General features: G+C 72.9%; 12 protein-coding genes. All 12 read right to left on the bottom strand.

The window, feature by feature from the left end:
• Nucleotides 1–128: 128 nt before the first annotated feature.
• The gene (galE, locus tag SLAV_RS24525) at nt 129–1,142 is read right to left on the bottom strand and encodes a UDP-glucose 4-epimerase GalE (protein ID WP_030229662.1); all 1,014 of its coding nucleotides are present in this window, start codon (nt 1,140–1,142) and stop codon (nt 129–131) included.
• Between the two features lie 16 nt (nt 1,143–1,158).
• Nucleotides 1,159–2,799, bottom strand: a complete 1,641-nt coding sequence (locus SLAV_RS24520; protein WP_051840795.1) for a glycosyltransferase family 2 protein — start codon at nt 2,797–2,799, stop codon at nt 1,159–1,161.
• A gap of 55 nt (nt 2,800–2,854) precedes the next feature.
• Nucleotides 2,855–4,300 (bottom strand): GTPase ObgE, encoded by a 1,446-nt coding sequence (gene obgE, locus SLAV_RS24515; RefSeq protein ID WP_030229659.1) that lies wholly within the window; start codon nt 4,298–4,300, stop codon nt 2,855–2,857.
• Nucleotides 4,301–4,470: 170 nt separating this feature from the next.
• On the bottom strand, nt 4,471–4,725 hold the full coding sequence (rpmA, locus tag SLAV_RS24510; RefSeq protein WP_030013081.1) for a 50S ribosomal protein L27: 255 nt from the start codon (nt 4,723–4,725) through the stop codon (nt 4,471–4,473).
• A 13-nt stretch (nt 4,726–4,738) separates the two neighbouring features.
• Complete coding sequence (gene rplU / locus SLAV_RS24505; RefSeq protein ID WP_030159347.1) at nt 4,739–5,059, bottom strand: 50S ribosomal protein L21; 321 nt, start codon at nt 5,057–5,059, stop codon at nt 4,739–4,741.
• Nucleotides 5,060–5,341: 282 nt separating this feature from the next.
• Nucleotides 5,342–9,382, bottom strand: a complete 4,041-nt coding sequence (locus tag SLAV_RS24500) for an Rne/Rng family ribonuclease (RefSeq protein WP_100660957.1) — start codon at nt 9,380–9,382, stop codon at nt 5,342–5,344.
• Between the two features lie 234 nt (nt 9,383–9,616).
• Nucleotides 9,617–10,396 (bottom strand): TIGR03936 family radical SAM-associated protein, encoded by a 780-nt coding sequence (locus SLAV_RS24495; protein WP_030229656.1) that lies wholly within the window; start codon nt 10,394–10,396, stop codon nt 9,617–9,619.
• Nucleotides 10,397–10,523: 127 nt separating this feature from the next.
• A complete protein-coding gene (locus tag SLAV_RS24490) occupies nt 10,524–11,669 on the bottom strand; it encodes a hypothetical protein (RefSeq protein ID WP_199922154.1) in 1,146 nt (381 codons plus the stop codon).
• Between the two features lie 108 nt (nt 11,670–11,777).
• Nucleotides 11,778–13,703: a TIGR03960 family B12-binding radical SAM protein gene (locus SLAV_RS24485; RefSeq protein WP_030229654.1), complete on the bottom strand. Its 1,926-nt coding sequence runs from the start codon at nt 13,701–13,703 to the stop codon at nt 11,778–11,780.
• A gap of 73 nt (nt 13,704–13,776) precedes the next feature.
• Nucleotides 13,777–15,330, bottom strand: a complete 1,554-nt coding sequence (locus tag SLAV_RS24480) for a CYTH and CHAD domain-containing protein (protein WP_030229652.1) — start codon at nt 15,328–15,330, stop codon at nt 13,777–13,779.
• A gap of 80 nt (nt 15,331–15,410) precedes the next feature.
• Complete coding sequence (rodA, locus tag SLAV_RS24475) at nt 15,411–16,610, bottom strand: rod shape-determining protein RodA (RefSeq protein WP_030229651.1); 1,200 nt, start codon at nt 16,608–16,610, stop codon at nt 15,411–15,413.
• 7 nt (nt 16,611–16,617) lie between these two features.
• Nucleotides 16,618–18,795, bottom strand: coding sequence for a penicillin-binding protein 2 (gene mrdA, locus SLAV_RS24470; protein WP_030229650.1), 2,178 nt, complete (start codon nt 18,793–18,795; stop codon nt 16,618–16,620).
• Nucleotides 18,796–18,807 lie beyond the last annotated feature (12 nt).

Below are 18,807 nucleotides of genomic sequence, written 5' to 3'. Positions count from 1 at the left end.
CCGCCAGGTGCGCCCGGTCCGCCAGGTGCGCCCGGTCCGCCAGGTGCGCCACTGATCACGCGAAGAAACCGCCCGCCCCGGACCGGATCCGGGGCGGGCGGTTTCGTCGTGGTGCGGGCCGGGTGGGCTCAGACCGTGTGGAGGTCCTTGTGCGCGGTGGCGGCGGCCGCGCGGTTGGCCTGCCAGCCCGCCCAGGCCGAGGTGACCATCTCGCGGACGTCGTGCCGGGCCTTCCAGCCCAGCTCGGCCGCGATCCGGTCGGCCGAGGCCACCACCTTCGCGGGGTCGCCGGGACGGCGCGGGGTGACGGTGGGGGCGTAGGTGTGGCCTGTGCCCTCGTTCAGCAGCTCGACCATCTCCTTGACGGAGACGCCCTCGCCGCGCCCGATGTTGACCGTCAGGTCCTTGTGGTCCCCGGCCGCGGCCCACTCGGCGAGGCGGCGGGCGGCCACGACGTGGGCGTCCGCCAGGTCCTCGACGTGGATGTAGTCGCGGATGCAGGTGCCGTCCGGGGTCGGGTAGTCGTCGCCGAAGATCCGGGCGCCCTCGCCGGCGTCGTAGCGTTCGAACACCATCGGGACGAGGTTGAAGACGCCGGTGTCCGCGAGCTCCGGGGTGGCCGCTCCCGCCACGTTGAAGTAGCGCAGGCAGGCGGTGGAGATCCCGTGCGCCTTGCCGGCGGCCCGCACGAGCCACTCACCGGCCAGCTTGGTCTCGCCGTACGGGCTGAGCGGGGCGCAGGGCGTTTCCTCGGTGACCAGGTCCACGTCGGGCATGCCGTAGACCGAGGCGGAGGAGGAGAAGAGGAAGTTGCGGATCCCGGCGGCGGCGACGGCCTGGAGCAGGACCGTGAGGCCCTGGACGTTCTCGTTGTAGTAGTACAGCGGCTTCTCGACGGACTCGCCGACCTGCTTCTTGCCCGCGAGGTGCACCACACCGGTGATCCGGTGGTCGGCGATGGCCCGGTCCAGGGCGAGACGGTCCAGCACCGAGGCGGTCACCAGCGGGACGCCCTCCGGGACACGGTGCTCGTTGCCGGTGGAGAGGTCGTCGAAGACCACGACCTTCTCGCCCGCGAGCAGCATCGCCCGGACGACGTGTGAGCCGATGTAGCCGGCCCCACCGGTGATGAGGAAAGTCATGCGTATCTCCCGAGCTCTAGCGTGACCTGCGCGTGCGGGCGCGGTCGAGGCGGTTGCGTACGAAGGTCAGCGCGCCCCCGGCACCGGGCGCGAGGCGCAGGGCCAGCGCTCCGGCGGCCGTGCGGTAGGGCTGCGCCAGCAGAACACCGTACCGGCTGCTGGGCAGCGCCCGGCGCCGGAGCAGTCCGCCGAGGGGGCGCAGCGAAGTGACGAGGGAGCTCCCGTCGCCGCACTCCACGCCCGCCCGGACGTCCCAGGCCTGCATCCCGCGCAGCCCGCGGCGGCGTCCCGTGGCGGCCAGGGCGGGCATCCGGAAGGGCACCTCGGCGCTCCAGCCGTCCCCGTCGGGGGCGGCCCGCAGCTCCACGGGGCGCGTGGCGACGGCGGCGCCGCCCGCGCGGGGCAGGAAGTCCAGCCGGACGGTGCGCGGACCGGCCGCGGCGAGGCGGCCGTACAGGTCGTGCACCCGGATCCGGACCGCCCCGCGCCCGGCGGGTTCGGCGTCGACGGTGACGGGGAGTTCCGCGAGGGGCAGGCCGTCGAGTCCGTCCAGCGGCACCGGCAGCTCCGTGCTCCACACCGGCCCGCCGCCGTCGCCGGTGGCGTACGGGGGCAGCAGCCGGGGCGGCTCGGCGGCGAAGCGGACCAGCCGCTCCAGGTCGGCGGGCGGGGTCTCGACCGCCAGCAGCACGCGCGCGGTCCAGCGGGCCCGGGCGGGGGCGGCCTCGATGTCGGCGTCCGCGAAGCCGGTCAGGTAGTCGCGGGTCAGGGTCCACCAGGCGGCCCGGTAGCCGGGGTCCTCGCCGAGCTCGCGCAGGTACATGCGCAGGTCGTAGTCGAGGAACTTGGCCTGGCAGGCGCGGCCCAGCTCCGGGGAGGCCTCGGCGAGGGTCCGGGAGGCGACGGTGTGCGCGGCGATCCGCGAGCGCCAGTTGCCGACGTCGGCGCGGGCCAGGGAGATCGACACCTGGGCGGCGCTGCGGCGCACGTGCCACACGTAGACCAGGTCGCCGACGACCGCGATCCGGGGGGCGGCCGCCAGGACGCGGGAGGTGAAGACGAAGTCCTCGTAGACGAAACGGCCGTCGGGGAAGCGGATCGCGTGCTTCTCCAGGAAGGCGCGCTCGTAGAGCTTGTTCACGCAGAGGGTGTCGCGCACCAGCTCGGGCCGGTCGGCGGGCCGCTCGACGACCTCACCGGGGGTGTACAGGCCGGGCATCCAGGGGACCTCGCGGCCCTCCGGCAGCTCGCGGCGCACGCACGCGCCGACCGTGACGGGGGCGCGGTGGGTGACGGCGGCCCGGACCAGGGCCTCGGCGGCGCCCGGCGGCAGGACGTCGTCGCTGTCCAGGAAGAGGACGTACGGCGCGCTCGCGGCCGCGATCCCGTCGTTGCGCGGGGTGCCGCAGCCCCCGCTGTTCTCCGTGCGGTGCACGACCTTCAGCCGGGGGTGCTCGGCGGCGAGGGCGTCGAGCACCCGCGCGGTCCCGTCCGAGGAGGCGTCGTCCACCGCGATGACCTCGGCGACCACCGGGCCCTGGGCGAGGGCCGAGGCCACGGCCTCGCCCACGAGCCCGGCGTCGTTGTACGCGATCACCACCACGGAGACGGCGGGGCCGCCCGTGGTGGCGTCACTGCTGGAATCGCTGCTGCTCACCCGGAGGATCCTAGGCGAACGGCGTAAAGCGGAGTTCAAACGTGTGCGCGTGCCCCTAGAAGGGACGGAACTCGTCGTACTCCTGCTGGGCGGAGTCGCCGCGCTTGGCTTCCTTCTCGCTGCGGCGCTGGGCGGCCGGACGCGGGGCCTCCATGCGGTGGTCCTCACCGCGGCGGCCCAGCATCTCGGCGCCGGCCATCATGGTCGGCTCCCAGTCGAAGACGACGGCGTTCTCGTCGGAGCCGATGGCCACGCCGTCGCCGGCGCGGGCGCCGGCCTTCTTCAGCGCGTCCTCGACGCCGAGGCGGTTGAGGCGGTCCGCGAGGTAGCCGACGGCCTCGTCGTTGTTGAAGTCGGTCTGGCGCACCCAGCGCTCCGGCTTCTCGCCGCGCACGTTGTAGACGTCCTCGACCTCGTCGTAGGTGACGGTGAAGCCGGCGTCGTCCACGGCCTTGGGCCGGATGACGATGCGGGTCGCCTCCTGCTTGGGCTTGCGGGCGCGGGCCTTGGCGACGACCTCGGCGAGGAAGTAGGAGAGCTCCTTGAGACCCGTACGGGCGACGGCGGAGACCTCGAACACCTTGTAGCCGCGGGCCTCCAGGTCCGGGCGGACCATCTCGGCGAGGTCCTGGCCGTCGGGGATGTCGACCTTGTTCAGGACGACGAGGCGCGGACGCTTCTCCAGGCCGCCGCCGTAGATCTTGAGCTCTTCCTCGATGACGTCGAGGTCGGCGACCGGGTCGCGGTCCGTCTCCAGGGTCGCGGTGTCCAGGACGTGCACGAGGACCGAGCAGCGCTCGACGTGGCGCAGGAACTCCAGGCCGAGGCCCTTGCCCTGGCTGGCGCCCGGGATCAGGCCGGGGACGTCGGCGATGGTGTAGACCGTCGAGCCGGCGGTGACCACGCCCAGGTTCGGGACGAGGGTGGTGAAGGGGTAGTCCGCGATCTTCGGCTTGGCCGCGGAGAGCACCGAGATCAGCGAGGACTTGCCGGCGCTGGGGAAGCCGACGAGCGCCACGTCGGCGACGGTCTTGAGCTCCAGGACGATGTCGCCGGTGGTGCCGGGGACGCCGAGGAGCGCGAAGCCGGGGGCCTTGCGGCGGGCGGAGGACAGCGCGGCGTTGCCGAGGCCGCCGCGGCCGCCCTCGGCGGCCACGTAGGTGGTGCCCTGGCCGACGAGGTCGGCGAGGACGTTGCCCTCCTTGTCGAGGACGACGGTGCCGTCCGGCACGGGCAGGACCAGGTCCTGGCCGTCCTTGCCGGAGCGGTTGCCGCCCTCGCCGGGCTTGCCGTTGGTGGCCTTGCGGTGGGGGCTGTGGTGGTAGTCCAGCAGGGTGGTGATCGCCTGCTCCACCACCAGGATGACGTCGCCGCCACGGCCGCCGTTGCCGCCGTCGGGGCCGCCGAGCGGCTTGAACTTCTCCCGGTGAACGGAGGCGCAGCCGTGGCCCCCGTTACCCGCGGCGACGTGCAGCTCGACGCGGTCCACGAAGGTGGTCATGGGTGTTCCTCCAGATACATACGGGAATGTCCCGGGCAGGCCTTGCTGCCCATTAAACGTGTCTATGTGACAACGCGCCGAGGGCGGACCTCTCTTCCCGGCATGCGCCGGGAAGAGACGAGATCCGCCCTCGGGGTGTTACGAACGCTTGAGATTCAGCAGGAGCTGGATCAGGCGGCCGGAACGATGTTGACGACCTTGCGGCCACGGTGCGTGCCGAACTCGACCGAACCGGCCTGCAGCGCGAACAGCGTGTCGTCGCCGCCACGGCCCACACCCGAACCCGGGTGGAAGTGGGTGCCGCGCTGGCGAACGAGGATCTCACCAGCGGAAACGACCTGACCGCCGAAGCGCTTCACGCCGAGCCGCTGAGCATTGGAATCGCGCCCGTTCCGGGTGGACGATGCGCCCTTCTTGTGTGCCATGTCTCAGTCCCTCTTACTTCGCAGCCGTGGGGATACCGGTGACCTTGATCGCCGTGTACTGCTGACGGTGACCCTGGCGACGGCGGTAGCCGGTCTTGTTCTTGTAGCGCAGGATGTCGATCTTGGCGCCCTTGTGGTGGTCCACGATCTCGGCCTGAACCTTGATCCCGGCCAGCACCCACGGGTCGCTGGTCACGGCGTCGCCGTCGACAACGAGCAGGGTCGAGAGCTCGACCGTGTCGCCAACCTTGGCAGTGGAAATCTTGTCAACCTCAACGATGTCGCCGACAGCAACCTTGTGCTGGCGACCACCGCTGCGCACGATGGCGTACACGCGGATCTCTCTCTCACTCGGGACGGATGCTCCTGAAGCCAGCCGCTCACGCGGGCCGGGGCCCACGGTGATCCGGAATTGGACGAGCGGCCTCTCCCGTGGCCCGTCCGCTTGCGCGGTCGATGCGGGAGGAAGGTGCTCAGGAGCGCGACGCACGCTGAACGGGTAATCGTTCAAGACACGCCGACGGTCTAGGTTACGGGGCCGGTTCCAGGGGGTCAAACCGGGCCCCGCGCGCCCGTGGACCCCGCCGCTCGGCGGGGCCCACGGGCGTCACGCGGATCAGGCTTCGGCGGGAGCCGAGACGGACGGCGGGGTCTGCTGCTCCGCCGCCGCGGTCTTCTTCGTCGCCCGCTTCGCCACGGTCTTCTTGGCCGTCGCCTTCTTCGCGACGGTCTTCTTCGCGGCCGCCGCCTTCTTGGCCGGGGCCTTCTTCGCCGTGGTGGTCGCCTTCTTGGCCGGAGCCTTGCGGGCGGCCTTCTTCGCCGGGGCCGCGGGCTCGGCCGCCGCCTCCGGCTCGGCCTCGGCGGCCGGCTCGGCGGCCACGACGGGCTCGGGCTCGGCGGCCGGGGCCTCGACGACCACGACGGCCGCCTGTGCCGCCCCTGCCGGGGAACCGGCGGGCGCGGTGGCCTTGCGGGTGGCACGGCGGCGCGGACGCGCCGGAGCGGCCTCCACGACCGGCTCGGCCACCGGCTCCGCCACCTCGGCCACAGCGGCCTCGGTCACGGCCTCGACGACCGGCTCGGGCTCGACGACGGGCTCGGGCGCGGCCTCGACGACCGGCGCGGGCTCCGCCTCGACGGGCGCCTCGGCGACCGGCTCCGGCGCGGTGGCCTTGCGGGTCGCACGGCGACGCGTACGGCCCTTCGGCGCGGCCTCGGCCGGCTCCGCAGCCACGGCGGTCTCCACGGCCTCGACGGCCGGCTGGAGCACCGTGTCGGCCGGCTCGGTGACCGGCTCGGCCTCGGCGACCGGGGTCACCGGAGCCTGCACCGGGGCCGCGGCCCGCTCCGCAGCCCGCGGGGCACCCGCCGGAGCGGTCGCCTTGCGGGTGGCACGGCGACGGTTGCGACGCCCGCTCACCCCCGCGGCGGCCTCGGCCTCGGCCGGGCTGCCGTACAGCTCCTCGCCCGGGACGAACTCCGGCTCCGGGAGCGCGCGCGGCGCGGCGACCTCGGCGGCCACCTCGGCCTCGGTCTCGGCCTCGAACACGTCGGTCTCGACGGTCTCGATCACATCGAGCTCGTGCTCGTGCTCGTGGTCCAGGGCCCGGCCACCGCGGCGCTTGGCGCGCTTGCCGTTGCCGCCGCCGCCGACCGCGGTCGGGGTCTCCATGTGCACGATGACACCGCGGCCGTTGCAGTGGACGCAGGTCTCGGAGAAGGACTCCAGCAGACCCTGGCCCACCCGCTTGCGGGTCATCTGCACCAGGCCCAGCGAGGTGACCTCGGCCACCTGGTGCTTGGTGCGGTCGCGGCCCAGGCACTCCAGCATGCGCCGCAGGACCAGGTCGCGGTTGGACTCCAGGACCATGTCGATGAAGTCGATGACGACGATGCCGCCCAGGTCGCGCAGCCGCAGCTGGCGCACGATCTCCTCGGCCGCCTCCAGGTTGTTCCGGGTGACGGTCTCTTCGAGGTTGCCGCCCTGACCGGTGAACTTGCCGGTGTTGACGTCGATGACGATCATCGCCTCGGTCTTGTCGATCACGAGGGAACCGCCCGAGGGCAGCCACACCTTGCGGTCGAGCGCCTTGGCGAGCTGCTCGTCGATCCGGTACGTCGCGAAGACGTCGACCTCGGAGGTCCAGCGCGACAGCCGGCCGGCCAGGTCCGGGGCCACGTGGTTCACGTAGCCGTGGATGGTCTCCCAGGCGGTGTCACCGCTGACGATGACCTTCGAGAAGTCCTCGTTGAAGATGTCGCGCACGACGCGGACGGTCATGTCCGGCTCGCCGTACAGCAGGCTCGGCGAAGAGGTCGAGATCTGCTTCGACTTCTTCTGGATGTCCTCCCACTGGGCCTGCAGGCGCTCGACGTCACGGCGCAGCTCGTCCTCGCTCGCGCCCTCGGCGGCGGTGCGCACGATGACGCCCGCGTCCTCGGGGACGATCTTCTTGAGGATGCTCTTCAGGCGCGCGCGCTCGGTGTCGGGCAGCTTGCGGCTGATGCCGGTCATCGAGCCCTCGGGCACGTAGACCAGGTAGCGGCCGGGCAGCGAGACCTGGCTGGTCAGGCGGGCACCCTTGTGGCCGATCGGGTCCTTGGTGACCTGCACCAGGACCGACTGGCCGGACTTGAGGGCGGACTCGATGCGGCGCGGGCCGTTGGCCATGCCGAGCGCCTCGAAGTTGACCTCACCGGCGTACAGGACCGCGTTGCGGCCCTTGCCGATGTCGATGAAGGCGGCCTCCATCGACGGCAGCACGTTCTGGACCTTGCCCAGGTAGACGTTGCCGACGTACGAGGTGGCCTCTTCCTTGTTGACGTAGTGCTCGACGAGCACGTTGTCCTCAAGGACGCCGATCTGGGTGCGCTCGCCGGACTGGCGCACGACCATCACGCGCTCGACGGCCTCGCGGCGGGCCAGGAACTCGGCCTCGGTGATGATCGGGACGCGGCGGCGGCCCTGCTCGCGGCCTTCGCGGCGGCGCTGCTTCTTGGCCTCCAGGCGGGTCGAGCCCTTGATGGACTGGACCTCGTCGGAGGAGGTGGACTCGCTGCGCTCGCGGGCCGGACGCGGCTCGCGGACCTTGACGACGGTACGGACACCGTCCTCGTCGCCCGCCTCGGTGTCGGCGGCGCCGTCACCACTGCGACGGCGACGGCGGCGGCGCCGGCGGCTGGAGCTGGAGCCGAGGGCCTCGTCGGACTCCTCTTCCTCTTCCTCCTCCTGCTCGGCGGCCTCGGCCTCGGCCTCGGCGTCCTCGTCGGCGGACTCGTCCAGGTCGGCGGACTCACCGCGACGGCGGCGACGGCCACCACGACGGCGGCGGCGCGAGGGGCGCTCGCCCGACTCGTCGGCCTCGTCCTCGTCGAGCTCGGCGGCCTCGGCCTCCTGCTCCTCGTCCACGAGCTCTACGTCGGCCAGCGAGACGGGGCCGGACGGCGCGGCCTGGGCCACGGGCTCGGCGGAGCCACGACGGCGGCGACGGCGGCCGGCGGGCTGCGCGGCGGCCGGAGCCTGGACCTCGGCGACGGTCTCTTCCTCGGTCTCTTCCTCCTCCTCGGCCTCCTCCGCCCGCTGCGCGGCGGCAGCGGCCGCGGCGGCCATGGCGGCGGTCTCCGGGGTCTGGAACATCGGCTCGGCGAAGACCGGGGCCTGGAAGACGGCCACGGCGGGACGGGCGGCGCGGCGGGCACGGGGCTCCGCCGGGGCGGCGGGCGCCTCGGTCTCGGCGGCGGCGGCCGGGGCGGCCGGGCCAGCCGGGGCGGAGGAGCGGGTGGCGCGACGGCGGCCGCCGCGCTTGGGGGAGTCCACGGCGTCGGCGACGGTCACGGCGCGGGGGGCGGCCTTGGGGGCCTCCTCCTCCACCGCGGCGGGCTCGACGGCCTCGGCAGCAGGAGCCGCCGGAGCGGCGACCGCGCGGGTGGCACGACGACGGGCACGCGGCGCGGGAGCGGCGGCCGGAGCCTCCTCCTCCACGACCGGCGCGGCCGGAGCCTCCACGACCACGGCCTCGACGGCCTCGGCAGCAGGAGCCGCCGGAGCGGCCACGGCACGGGTGGCACGACGACGGGCACGCGGCGCGGGAGCGGCGGCCGGAGCCTCCTCCTCCACGACCGGCGCGGCCGGAGCCTCCACGACCACGGCCTCGACGGCCTCGGCAGCAGGAGCCGCCGGAGCGGCCACGGCACGGGTGGCACGACGACGGGCACGCGGCGCGGGGGCCGCGGCCGGAGCCTCCTCCTCGACCGGAGCGGCCGGAGCGGCCTCGGCGGCGGGCGCCTCGGGGGCGGTGGCGGCGCGGGTGGCACGGCGGCGGGTACGCGGCGCGGGAGCGGCGGCCGGGGCCTCCTCCTCCACGACGGGCGCGGCCGGGGCCTCCACGACCACGGCCTCGGCAGCCTCGGCAGCAGGAGCCGCCACCGCGCGGGTGGCGCGACGACGGGCACGCGGCGCCGGAGCGGCGGCCGGAGCCTCCTCCTCGACCGGAGCGACCGCAGCGGCCTCGGCGGCGGGCGCCTCCGGGGCGGCGGCAGCGCCGCCGGGCGGGCCGGCCGGCCGGGAGGCGGCGCGGCGACGCCTGCGCGGGGGCAGGTTGTCGCTCGGGCTGCCGGTGTCGGCGGTGGGGGTGTTCTCGTTTTCGGTGTTGAGCATGCGGGCGGTTCTCCCGTCACGCTCCCGGGCGCCGCGGCTGACGTCCGGTCCGGCACGGCTCCGCGCGGATAGCGCGGAACCGGCCTCCGGGGCGCGTTCGCCACACGGGAGCTGTAGTCCATGGCCGCCGGTTCCGTACGTCTTGTCCGTACGGCCTGGCGGAAGTCTTCAGGTCAGTGCGCTGCCCGACCCAGGTGGCTCCCGAGTGCCAGGGCGGCGCGACGACGACGATCCCTACGCGGCGGGACCTTCCGGCGCCTTCGCGTCGGCGGGCACGGCGGCCGTGGGTGGGGCGGCCGTGACAGCCTCGCGGTCGGGCGCGAGCGGGTCGGTCACCGTGCCGGACTCCTCGTCGAAGAGCCCCTGCGCCAGCCTGGTCACCGCAGCGGGGACCGGCGGCGCCAGGTCGGCCACAGCTCGGAGACCGGACAGGACGTCGTCGGGTCGCACGGCAGGTGTCAAATGCCGAACAACCAGCCGCAGTATCGCACAGGCATTGTCCAGCGGCCTATCAGCCTGAACAGGAAGGGCTTCCAGGCTGACGACCGCGCCACGGGTGTCGAAGGTGCGCACGCCGTTCTTGGTGCGGCGCTGCACCTCCACGGTCTCGGCGGTGAGGAAGGTCTCCACCGCCCGCTCGGCGTCGGCGGGGTCCACGCCCTCCAGGCGCAGCTCCCACACGGAGGCGGTCAGCCGGTCCGCGAGCCCGGAGGTGCGGGCTTCGACGGCGTCGATGATGTCGAGCCCGACCGGCATCGACTCGTCGAGGAGCTCACGGAGCTTCTCGGGGTCGCGGGGCGCGGCGAGCCCGATCTCCAGGTACTCGGCCTCGCTGCCGGTGCCGGTGGGCGCGGCGTTCGCGTACGAGACCCGGGGGTGCGGGGTGAAGCCTGCCGAGTACGCCATGGGCACCTCGGCGCGGCGCAGGGCGCGCTCGAAGGCGCGCTGGAAGTCTCGGTGGCTGGTGAACCGGAGGCGGCCACGCTTGGTGTAGCGCAGTCGGATGCGCTGCACCACCGGTGCGGGAGGCGGGCCTTCGGGCTGTCGCTTGCCCAGTGGTTCTTCTCCTTGTGCGGGGCGTCGCGGCTCGCGCGTCGCCCTGAGTGTCCGTGGGGCCGGGCGGCGACGCCCTGCCCCCGGCTCACCCCTGCCGTTCGTGCAGGGAGATCTCGGGAGCGGGCACGCTGCCTACGGCTGTCGTACTACCCAGAGTACGCGCCCGTGACCTCACCGGTTCCCGGGGCGGGGCCCCGAACAGGGCGCGCCGCACCTCGGCGCGGGCTTCGCGGACGGCGGCGCGGGCGGTGCGCCAGATTTCGCGGACGAGGTGCCCGGCGGGGGTGGCCACCTGTCGGTAGGCCCAGGCGCAGGGCCGCGCGACGCACCCGCGCCACAGCCGGACCAGTCCGCGTCCCAGGGCCCGGCTGATCCGGCCGGCGAGGTGCCACGCGGCGACGAGCAGCCGGCCGAGGGGGGCGAGCAGGTACGTGTACGCCCCGCGGCCGAGCGGTGCCAGCACGTACCGGTACGCACCGACGGCGACGGGCACGAGCACGTACCGCCACAGCGCGGCCCAGGGCCACACGAACAGCGCCCTGCCCAGCCACGCCAGCGCGGTCCCCACCCCGTGCGCCGCCCAGGCGATACCCCGCCCGGCGGGCACGAGCACGTACCGCCACAGGGCGGTCCACGGCCAGACGAACAGTGCCATCCCCAGGGCCCACCCGGCCCAGGCGGCGCCCTTGCCGAGCGGCAGCAGCAGGTACCGGCCCACCGCGCTCAGGACCCTTCCGAGCCCCTGGCCGAGCGGCCGCAGCAGGTGCGTGAGCAGCGCGTCGCCGAGGGGGACCAGGACGTGGCGGCGGAGCATCGCCCACGGCCGGACGAGAACGGCCCACCCGGCGAAGGCGAGGCCCCGGCCCAGCGGCCGGAGCAGGTGGGTGGCCAGCCCGCGGCCCAGCCACGCCAGCCCGCGCCCGGCGGGGGCGAACACGTACCGCCACAGCCCCGTCCACGGCCAGACGAAGACCAGCATCAGCAGGATCCCGGCGGTCCGGCCGAGCCCCCGCAGTACGGGTCGCAGCGCGTGCGCGTGGAACCAGGCCAGCCCCTGCCCCGCCGGCGCGAGAACGTGCCGGTGCAGCAGCCGGGCGGAGGCGGCGAGCACGTCCCAGACCACCCGTACGGGCAGGACCACCAGGACGGCCACGATCTTGACCGGGACCCGCAGGACGCCGACGAGGCACCCTTCGGCGCCGGGGTCGGGCCGCCGCTTTTCCATTTCCATGCCGCTAAGGACACCAGAAGCGCCGGAGCCGTTGCGCCGGAGCCGTTGCGCCGGGGCCACATGCGAGTGCCCCCGCCGTTGACGGCGGGGGCACTCGGGGTCACGGGGCTACTTGACGACCGACAGCGGCAGCAGCTTCTGGCCGGTGGGGCCGATCTGGATGTGGGTGTCCATCTGGGGGCAGACGCCGCAGTCGAAGCACGGGGTCCAGCGGCAGTCCTCGACCTCGGTCTCGTCGAGGGCGTCCTGCCAGTCCTCCCAGAGCCAGTCCTTGTCGAGACCGGAGTCCAGGTGGTCCCAGGGCAGGACCTCCTCGTAGGTGCGCTCGCGGGTGGTGTACCAGGCGACGTCGACGCCGTAGGCGGGCAGCGTCTTCTCCGCGGCCTGCATCCAGCGGTCGTACGAGAAGTGCTCGCGCCAGCCGTCGAAGCGGCCGCCGGATTCGTACACGGCGCGGATGACGTCGCCGATGCGGCGGTCGCCGCGCGAGAGGAGGCCCTCGACGATGCCGGGCTTGCCGTCGTGGTAGCGGAAGCCGATGGAGCGGCCGTACTTCTTGTCGCCGCGGATCTTGTCGCGGAGCTTGCCGAGACGGGCGTCCGTCTCCTCGGCCGACAGCTGCGGCGCCCACTGGAAGGGGGTGTGCGGCTTCGGCACGAACCCGCCGATGGAGACCGTGCAGCGGATGTCGTTCTGGCCGGAGACCTCGCGGCCCTTGGCGATCACGTTGACCGCCATGTCACCGATCTGGAGGACGTCCTCGTCGGTCTCGGTGGGCAGGCCGCACATGAAGTACAGCTTCACCTGGCGCCAGCCGTTGCCGTAGGCGGTGGCGACGGTGCGGATCAGGTCCTCTTCGGAGACCATCTTGTTGATGACCTTGCGCATGCGCTCGGAGCCGCCCTCGGGGGCGAAGGTCAGGCCGGAGCGGCGGCCGTTGCGGGTCAGCTCGTTGGCCAGGTCCACGTTGAAGGCGTCGACGCGGGTCGACGGCAGGGACAGGCCCACCTTGTCGTCCGAGTAGCGGTCGGCGAGGCCCTTGGCGATGTCGGCGATCTCGGTGTGGTCCGCCGAGGAGAGGGAGAGCAGGCCGACCTCCTCGAAGCCGGTCGCCTTGAGGCCCTTCTCCACCATTTCGCCGATGCCGGTGATGCTTCGCTCCCGCACGGGGCGCGTGATCATGCCGGCCTGGCAGAAACGGCAGCCGCGGGTGCAGCCGCGGAAGATCTCCACGGACATGCGCTCGTGGACGGTCTCGGCGAGCGGGACCAGGGGCTGCTTGGGGTAGGGCCACTCGTCGAGGTCCATGACGGTGTGCTTGGACACGCGCCACGGCACGCCGGACCGGTTCGGCACGACCCGGCCGATGCGGCCGTCCTCCAGGTACTCCACGTCGTAGAAGCCCGGCACGTAGACGTTGCCGGTCTTCGCGAGGCGCAGCAGCACTTCCTCGCGTCCGCCCGGACGGCCTTCGGCCTTCCAGGTGCGGATGATCTCGGTCATGTCGAGGACGGCCTGCTCGCCGTCGCCGATGACGGCGCAGTCGATGAACTCCGCGATCGGCTCGGGGTTGAAGGCCGCGTGGCCGCCCGCGAGCACGATGGGGTGGTCGAGCGTACGGTTCCTGGACTCCAGCGGGATGCCCGCCAGGTCGAGGGCCGTGAGCATGTTGGTGTAGCCCAGCTCCGTGGAGAAGGACAGGCCGAACACGTCGAAGGCACCGACCGGGCGGTGGCTGTCGACGGTGAACTGCGGCACCTTGTGCTCGCGCATCAGCTCTTCGAGGTCGGGCCAGACCGAGTACGTGCGCTCGGCGAGGACGCCCTCGCGCTCGTTGAGCACCTCGTAGAGGATCATGACGCCCTGGTTGGGCAGCCCCACCTCGTACGCGTCGGGGTACATGAGCGCCCAGCGGACGTCGCACGACTCCCAGGGCTTCACCGTGGAATTGAGCTCACCACCGACGTACTGGATGGGCTTCTGCACATGCGGGAGCAGAGCTTCGAGCTGTGGGAAGACCGACTCGGACATCACGCGACTTTCGTGAAGCGGGCAGGGGGCGACTCTCAAGCGTACCCCGAGGGCCGGACCGCCCCCGCCCACATGATCACGTGAGGGCTGCCCGCAGCGCGGGGTCGTCGGCCTCGGCCCAGACGGCCGGGAGCTCGCGTTCGCAGCGTGCGGTCACCTCTTCCTCGCGGCCGTAGAGGACGCCCCAGGTGAAGGAGGACTCCCCCGCGCCGGCCGCCTGGAGGGCCAGCCGGTGCAGGGCCTCGCGGGTGACGACGCCGTCGCGGTGCTCGCCGAGCAGGGTCTGCACGTTCTTGGCGGCCCGGGCCAGGCGCCGGGCCGGTTTGCCGAGGGCGGGGGCGGCGGCCTCGGCCGCGTAGCGGGCGCGCTTGGCGGCCTTGCGGGCCTCGTGCAGGGCGAGGTCGCGTTCCTCACCCGGCTCCAGGTCGAGGGCCGCGCCGACCCGGTGGGCGAGGCGGTCCCAGTCGCGCAGTACGGCCTTGGGCAGGACCCGCCCGGCCGGGCGGGAGGCGGGGGCGCGCAGGGGCGGGTCGGCCAGGAGGGCGTCGAGGGCGTCGAGGAGGGCCAGGTGGCGCGGGCTGTCGAGGACCGCGACGGCGCGGCGGCGGGTGGCGGAGCGGCGGGCGGCGTTCCAGGTGCGCAGCCGGGACCGGACCGGGCCGTGGAGCAGGGTGCGCGGGAGTTCGCCGAGGCGGGTGCGCAGCCGTTCCAGCAGGACCTCGCGGTCGCGGTCGGCGCCGAGTTCGGCGGCGAGGTGGCGCAGTTCCTCGCGGAGCGGGTCGGTGGTGGCGCGGTCGATGATCCGGCGGTGGGTGGCGAGCGCGCTGCGCAGCCGGCGGGTGGCGACGCGCATCTGGTGGACGGAGTCGGGCAGGTCGAGGCGGACGGCGGGGTCGAGGGCGATCAGGGCGTCGCGCTGTTCGCGCAGGTACGCCAGCAGGTGCGCGCCCGCCGTGCCCTCGGGGGGTTCTTCTACGGCGGCCGCGGCGGGGGCCGGGGCGGCGCCGGTCTCGGCGAGGGCGCGGGCGAGCTTCGAGGGGGCGTCGCTGACCCGGAGTCCGGCCTTGCGGAAGCGCTTCTCGACGGCGTCGAGGAGGGCGGGGTCGACGCCGTCGCCGAGTTCCACCTCGACCTCGGTCCAGGTGGCGACGGCGGTGCCCCGCTCGGCGCGCACGGTGTCGGTGCTCAGCTCGGCGAGGAAGTCGCCCCGGGCGTCGAGGAGGTGGCTCACGACGCGTTCGGAGCCCAGCCTGACCTGCGGTTCGAGCCCGGAGCCGCGGACGCGGGAGCGGACGAGGGCGGTGAGGGCGCGGGGCGGGGTGTCGGCGAGGGGGGCCCGGATCTCGTCGCGGACGCCGGGGGCGACGGGCAGTTTCAGGTGCCAGCCGGCGTCGTGGCCGCCGGTGCGGCGCCGCAGGGTGAGCCCGGCGGCGGCGAGCCGCCGGTCGGGGGTGTCGTAGTAGACGGCGTCGAGGCGGACGGTGCCCTCGGCGCGTACCTCGGTGATCCCGGCGGTGCCGGTCAGGTCGGGGAGGCGTCCGCCGCGTCCGGGGCCCGCTCCGCCGCCTTCCGTGCCGTCGCCGTGCGTGAACTCGAATTTCCGCTCGATCTCGCGCTGGGTTTCCGCCATGAACCGAATCTAATGCGGAACGGGGTCCGGTGGGAGGCCGCCGTCCGCCGCGGCGGAAAGCGGCCCCCGCACGGCGGAGGTCAGGCCGAAAGGGGGCGTTGGACGCGGATGGACTGGAGTAGTCCGATCGCCACCCAGACGGCGAACATCGATGATCCTCCGTAGGAGACGAAGGGCAGCGGGAGTCCGGCCACCGGCATGATGCCGAGGGTCATCCCGATGTTCTCGAAGGCCTGGAAGGCGAACCAGGCGATGATCCCGGCGCACACGACGGTGCCGTAGAGCTCGGTGGTCTCGCGGGCGATGACGCAGGCCCGCCAGAGCACGACGCCGAGGAGGACCAGGATCAGTCCGGCGCCGAGGAAGCCGAGCTCCTCCCCCGCCACGGTGAAGACGAAGTCGGTCTGCTGCTCCGGGACGAACTGGCCGGTGGTCTGCGAGCCCTTGAAGAGCCCGGAGCCGGTCAGCCCGCCGGAGCCGATCGCGATGCGCGCCTGGTTGGTGTTGTAGCCGACGCCCGCGGGGTCGAGCTCGGGGTTGGCGAAGGCCGCGAAGCGGTTGATCTGGTACTCGTCGAGGACGCCGAGCTGCCAGATCAGGACGGCCCCGGCGGCGCCGGAGGCGAGCAGGCCGGCCACCCAGCGGTTGGAGGCGCCGGAGGCGAGCAGCACGCCGAGCACGATGACGACCATGACCATGACGGAACCGAGGTCGGGCATCAGCATGACGATGCCCATGGGGGCGGCGGCCAGGCAGAGCGCCTTCATGACGGTGCGGTGGTCGGGGTGGGCGAGGTCTCCCGCGTCCACCCGGGCGGCGAGCAGCATGGCCATGCCGAGGATGATCGTGATCTTCACGAACTCGGAGGGCTGGAGCGAGAAGCCGCCGCCGATCACGATCCACGCGTGGGCGCCGTTGATGGTGGCGCCGAGCGGGGTGAGCACGGCGATGATCAGCACCAGGGAGAGCCCGTAGAGGATGGGCACGACCCCGCGCAGGGTGCGGTGCCCGAGGGCGATGGTGCCGATCATCAGGACCAGGCCGATGCCGGTGTTCATGGCGTGGCGCAGGAGGAAGTAGTACGGGTCCCCCTGGTTCAGGGTGGTGCGGTTGCGGGTCGCGGACCACACCAGCAGGGAGCCGAGGGCGGACAGCGCGAACGCGGACAGCAGTATCGGCCAGTCGAGCCGGCGCAGGACGGAGTCCCGCGCGGTCAGCTTGGCGACGGGTCCGCGCTGGGGTGCGTACCGGGCGACGGAGAACTTGTTGGCGGTCTGCATCGGGGCCTCAGTCCTGCCGGTGGGCGGGCGGGGCCGGCGGTCCGGCGAGCGCGGGCGGGGCGGACTCCTCCGGGGACGGCGGCACGTACGGCCGGACCTCGGGGGCGTCGATGGAGCCGTCGGGCTGCACCTTGGGCAGCTCGGCCTCGGGCTTGGGCAGCAGGGCCTTCTTCGGGTCCTGCTTGCCGGCCATGTCGAGGCCGTAGAGGGCGTTGTAGACGTTGCGCACGGCGGGACCGGAGGCCCCGGAGCCGGTGCCGCCCTGGGAGATCGTCATCACGATCGTGTAGTCCTCGGTGTACGTGGCGAACCAGGAGGTCGTCTGCTTGCCGTAGACCTCGGCGGTGCCGGTCTTGGCGTGCATCGGGATCTCCTTCTGCGGCCAGCCGCCGAAGCGCCAGGCGGCGGTGCCGCGGGTGGCGACGCCCTCCAGCGCTTCTCCTATCTTCGACCGGGTCTCCTCGGTCATGGGCAGCTTGCCGTGGGACTTCGGCTTGATCTCCTCGACGTTCTTGCCGTCGGCGCTGATGATCGCCTTGCCGATGGTCGGGTTCCACAGGGTGCCGCCGTTGGAGATGGCGGCGTAGATGGTGGCCATCTGGATCGGTGTGACGAGCGTGTCGCCCTGTCCGATGGAGTAGTTGACGGCGTCACCGGCGCGCATGAGGTTGCCTTCGAGGCAGTTCTCGTAGGAGAGCAGCTCGACGTAGGTGCCGCCCTTCTTGCCGGTCTTGCACCACTGGTCCTTGTTGGCCTCCCAGAACTTCTGCTTCCACTCGCGGTCGGGGACCCGGCCCTTCTCCTCGCCCGGCAGGTCCACGCCGGTCTCCGCGCCGAGACCGAACTGGTGGGCGGTCTTGTAGAAGATCTGCGCCGGGTTCTTCACCGGGTGCAGCCCGCCGTCCTTGAGCCACTGCTGGTGGCCGAGGGCGTAGAAGACGGTGTCGCAGGAGACCTCCAGGGCCCGGCCGAGGGTGATGTTGCCGTGGCCCTGGGACTCGAAGTTCTTGAAGACCTGGCCGCCGATGGAGTACGAGCTGGGGCAGGGGTAGTCGCCGTCGAACTTGTACCCGGCGTTGACCGCGGCCGCGGTCGGGATGACCTTGAAGATGGAGCCCGGGGCGGCCTGGCCCTGGATCGCCCGGTTCATCAGCGGGACGTTGGACTCCTTGGCGGTGAGCTTGGCGTAGTCCTTGCCGGAGATGCCGCCGACCCACACGTTGGGGTCGTACGTCGGGTTGGAGGCCATCGCCACGACCCGGCCGGTCTTGGACTCCAGGACGACGATGGCGCCGGCGTCGGCCTTGTAGGGGACGCCGGTGTTGCGGTCGATCTGCTTGCGCGCCTCGATCATGGCCGCGTTGAGCTCGTACTCGGCGACCCCCTGGACGCGGGCGTCGATGCTGGTGACCAGGTTGGCGCCGGGGACGGCGGGGTCGTTGGCGGCCTGGCCGATGACCCGGCCGAGGTTGTCCACCTCGTAGCGGGTGACGCCGGACTTGCCGCGCAGGGCCTTGTCGTAGGTGCGCTCCAGGCCGAAGCGGCCGACCTGGTCCGAGCGCAGGAACGGCGAGTTGGTGTTCTTCGCCTTGACGATCTCGTCGTCGGTGACCGGGGAGAGGTAGCCGAGGACCTGTCCGGTGTTGGCGCCGCCGGGGGCCGGGTAGCGGCGTACGGCGGTGGGTTCGGCGGTGATGCCGGGGAAGTCCTCGGGGCGTTCGCGGATCTGGAGGGCCTGCTGGGTGGTGGCCTCCAGGGTCACCGGGATGGGCTGGTACGGCGAGCCGTTCCAGCAGGGCTGCGGGGTCTTGGAGTCGCAGAGGCGGACCTTGTCCATGACGTCCTGCGGCTTCATGTCGAGCACCCCGGCGAGGCGGGTCAGGACGCCCTTGCCCTTGTCCTTTATCTTCATCAGCTCGGTGCGGCTGGCGGAGACGACCAGACGGGTCTCGTTGTCGGCCAGCGGCACGCCGCGCGCGTCCAGGATGGAGCCGCGGACGGCGGGCTGCACCACCTGCTGGACGTGGTTGTTCTTGGCCTCGTCGGAGTACTCCTGGCCGTTGCGGATCTGGAGGTACCAGAGCCGGCCGCCCAGGGTGAGCAGCAGGGAGAAGACGAGCACCTGCAGGATGACGAGCCGGATCTGCACCCGATGGGTGCGGCCGGTCTCCGGAATGTTGGTCACGACTGCTCCCCC

Origin of the sequence: Streptomyces lavendulae subsp. lavendulae, from assembly GCF_002803845.1 — a bacterium.
Lineage (GTDB): Bacteria > Actinomycetota > Actinomycetes > Streptomycetales > Streptomycetaceae > Streptomyces > Streptomyces lavendulae.
Note: the sequence above shows the minus strand (reverse complement) of the source record. Positions and strands in the feature narration are given on the sequence as shown.

Coding starts and splice junctions, on each gene's coding strand:
- SLAV_RS24500 (WP_100660957.1), bottom strand. CDS start 9,382: ATGCTCAACACCGAAAACGAGAACACCCCCACCGCCGACACCGGCAGC.
- obgE (WP_030229659.1), bottom strand. CDS start 4,300: ATGACCACCTTCGTGGACCGCGTCGAGCTGCACGTCGCCGCGGGTAAC.
- rodA (WP_030229651.1), bottom strand. CDS start 16,610: ATGCAGACCGCCAACAAGTTCTCCGTCGCCCGGTACGCACCCCAGCGC.
- rpmA (WP_030013081.1), bottom strand. CDS start 4,725: ATGGCACACAAGAAGGGCGCATCGTCCACCCGGAACGGGCGCGATTCC.
- SLAV_RS24490 (WP_199922154.1), bottom strand. CDS start 11,669: ATGGAAATGGAAAAGCGGCGGCCCGACCCCGGCGCCGAAGGGTGCCTC.
- galE (WP_030229662.1), bottom strand. CDS start 1,142: ATGACTTTCCTCATCACCGGTGGGGCCGGCTACATCGGCTCACACGTC.
- SLAV_RS24480 (WP_030229652.1), bottom strand. CDS start 15,330: ATGGCGGAAACCCAGCGCGAGATCGAGCGGAAATTCGAGTTCACGCAC.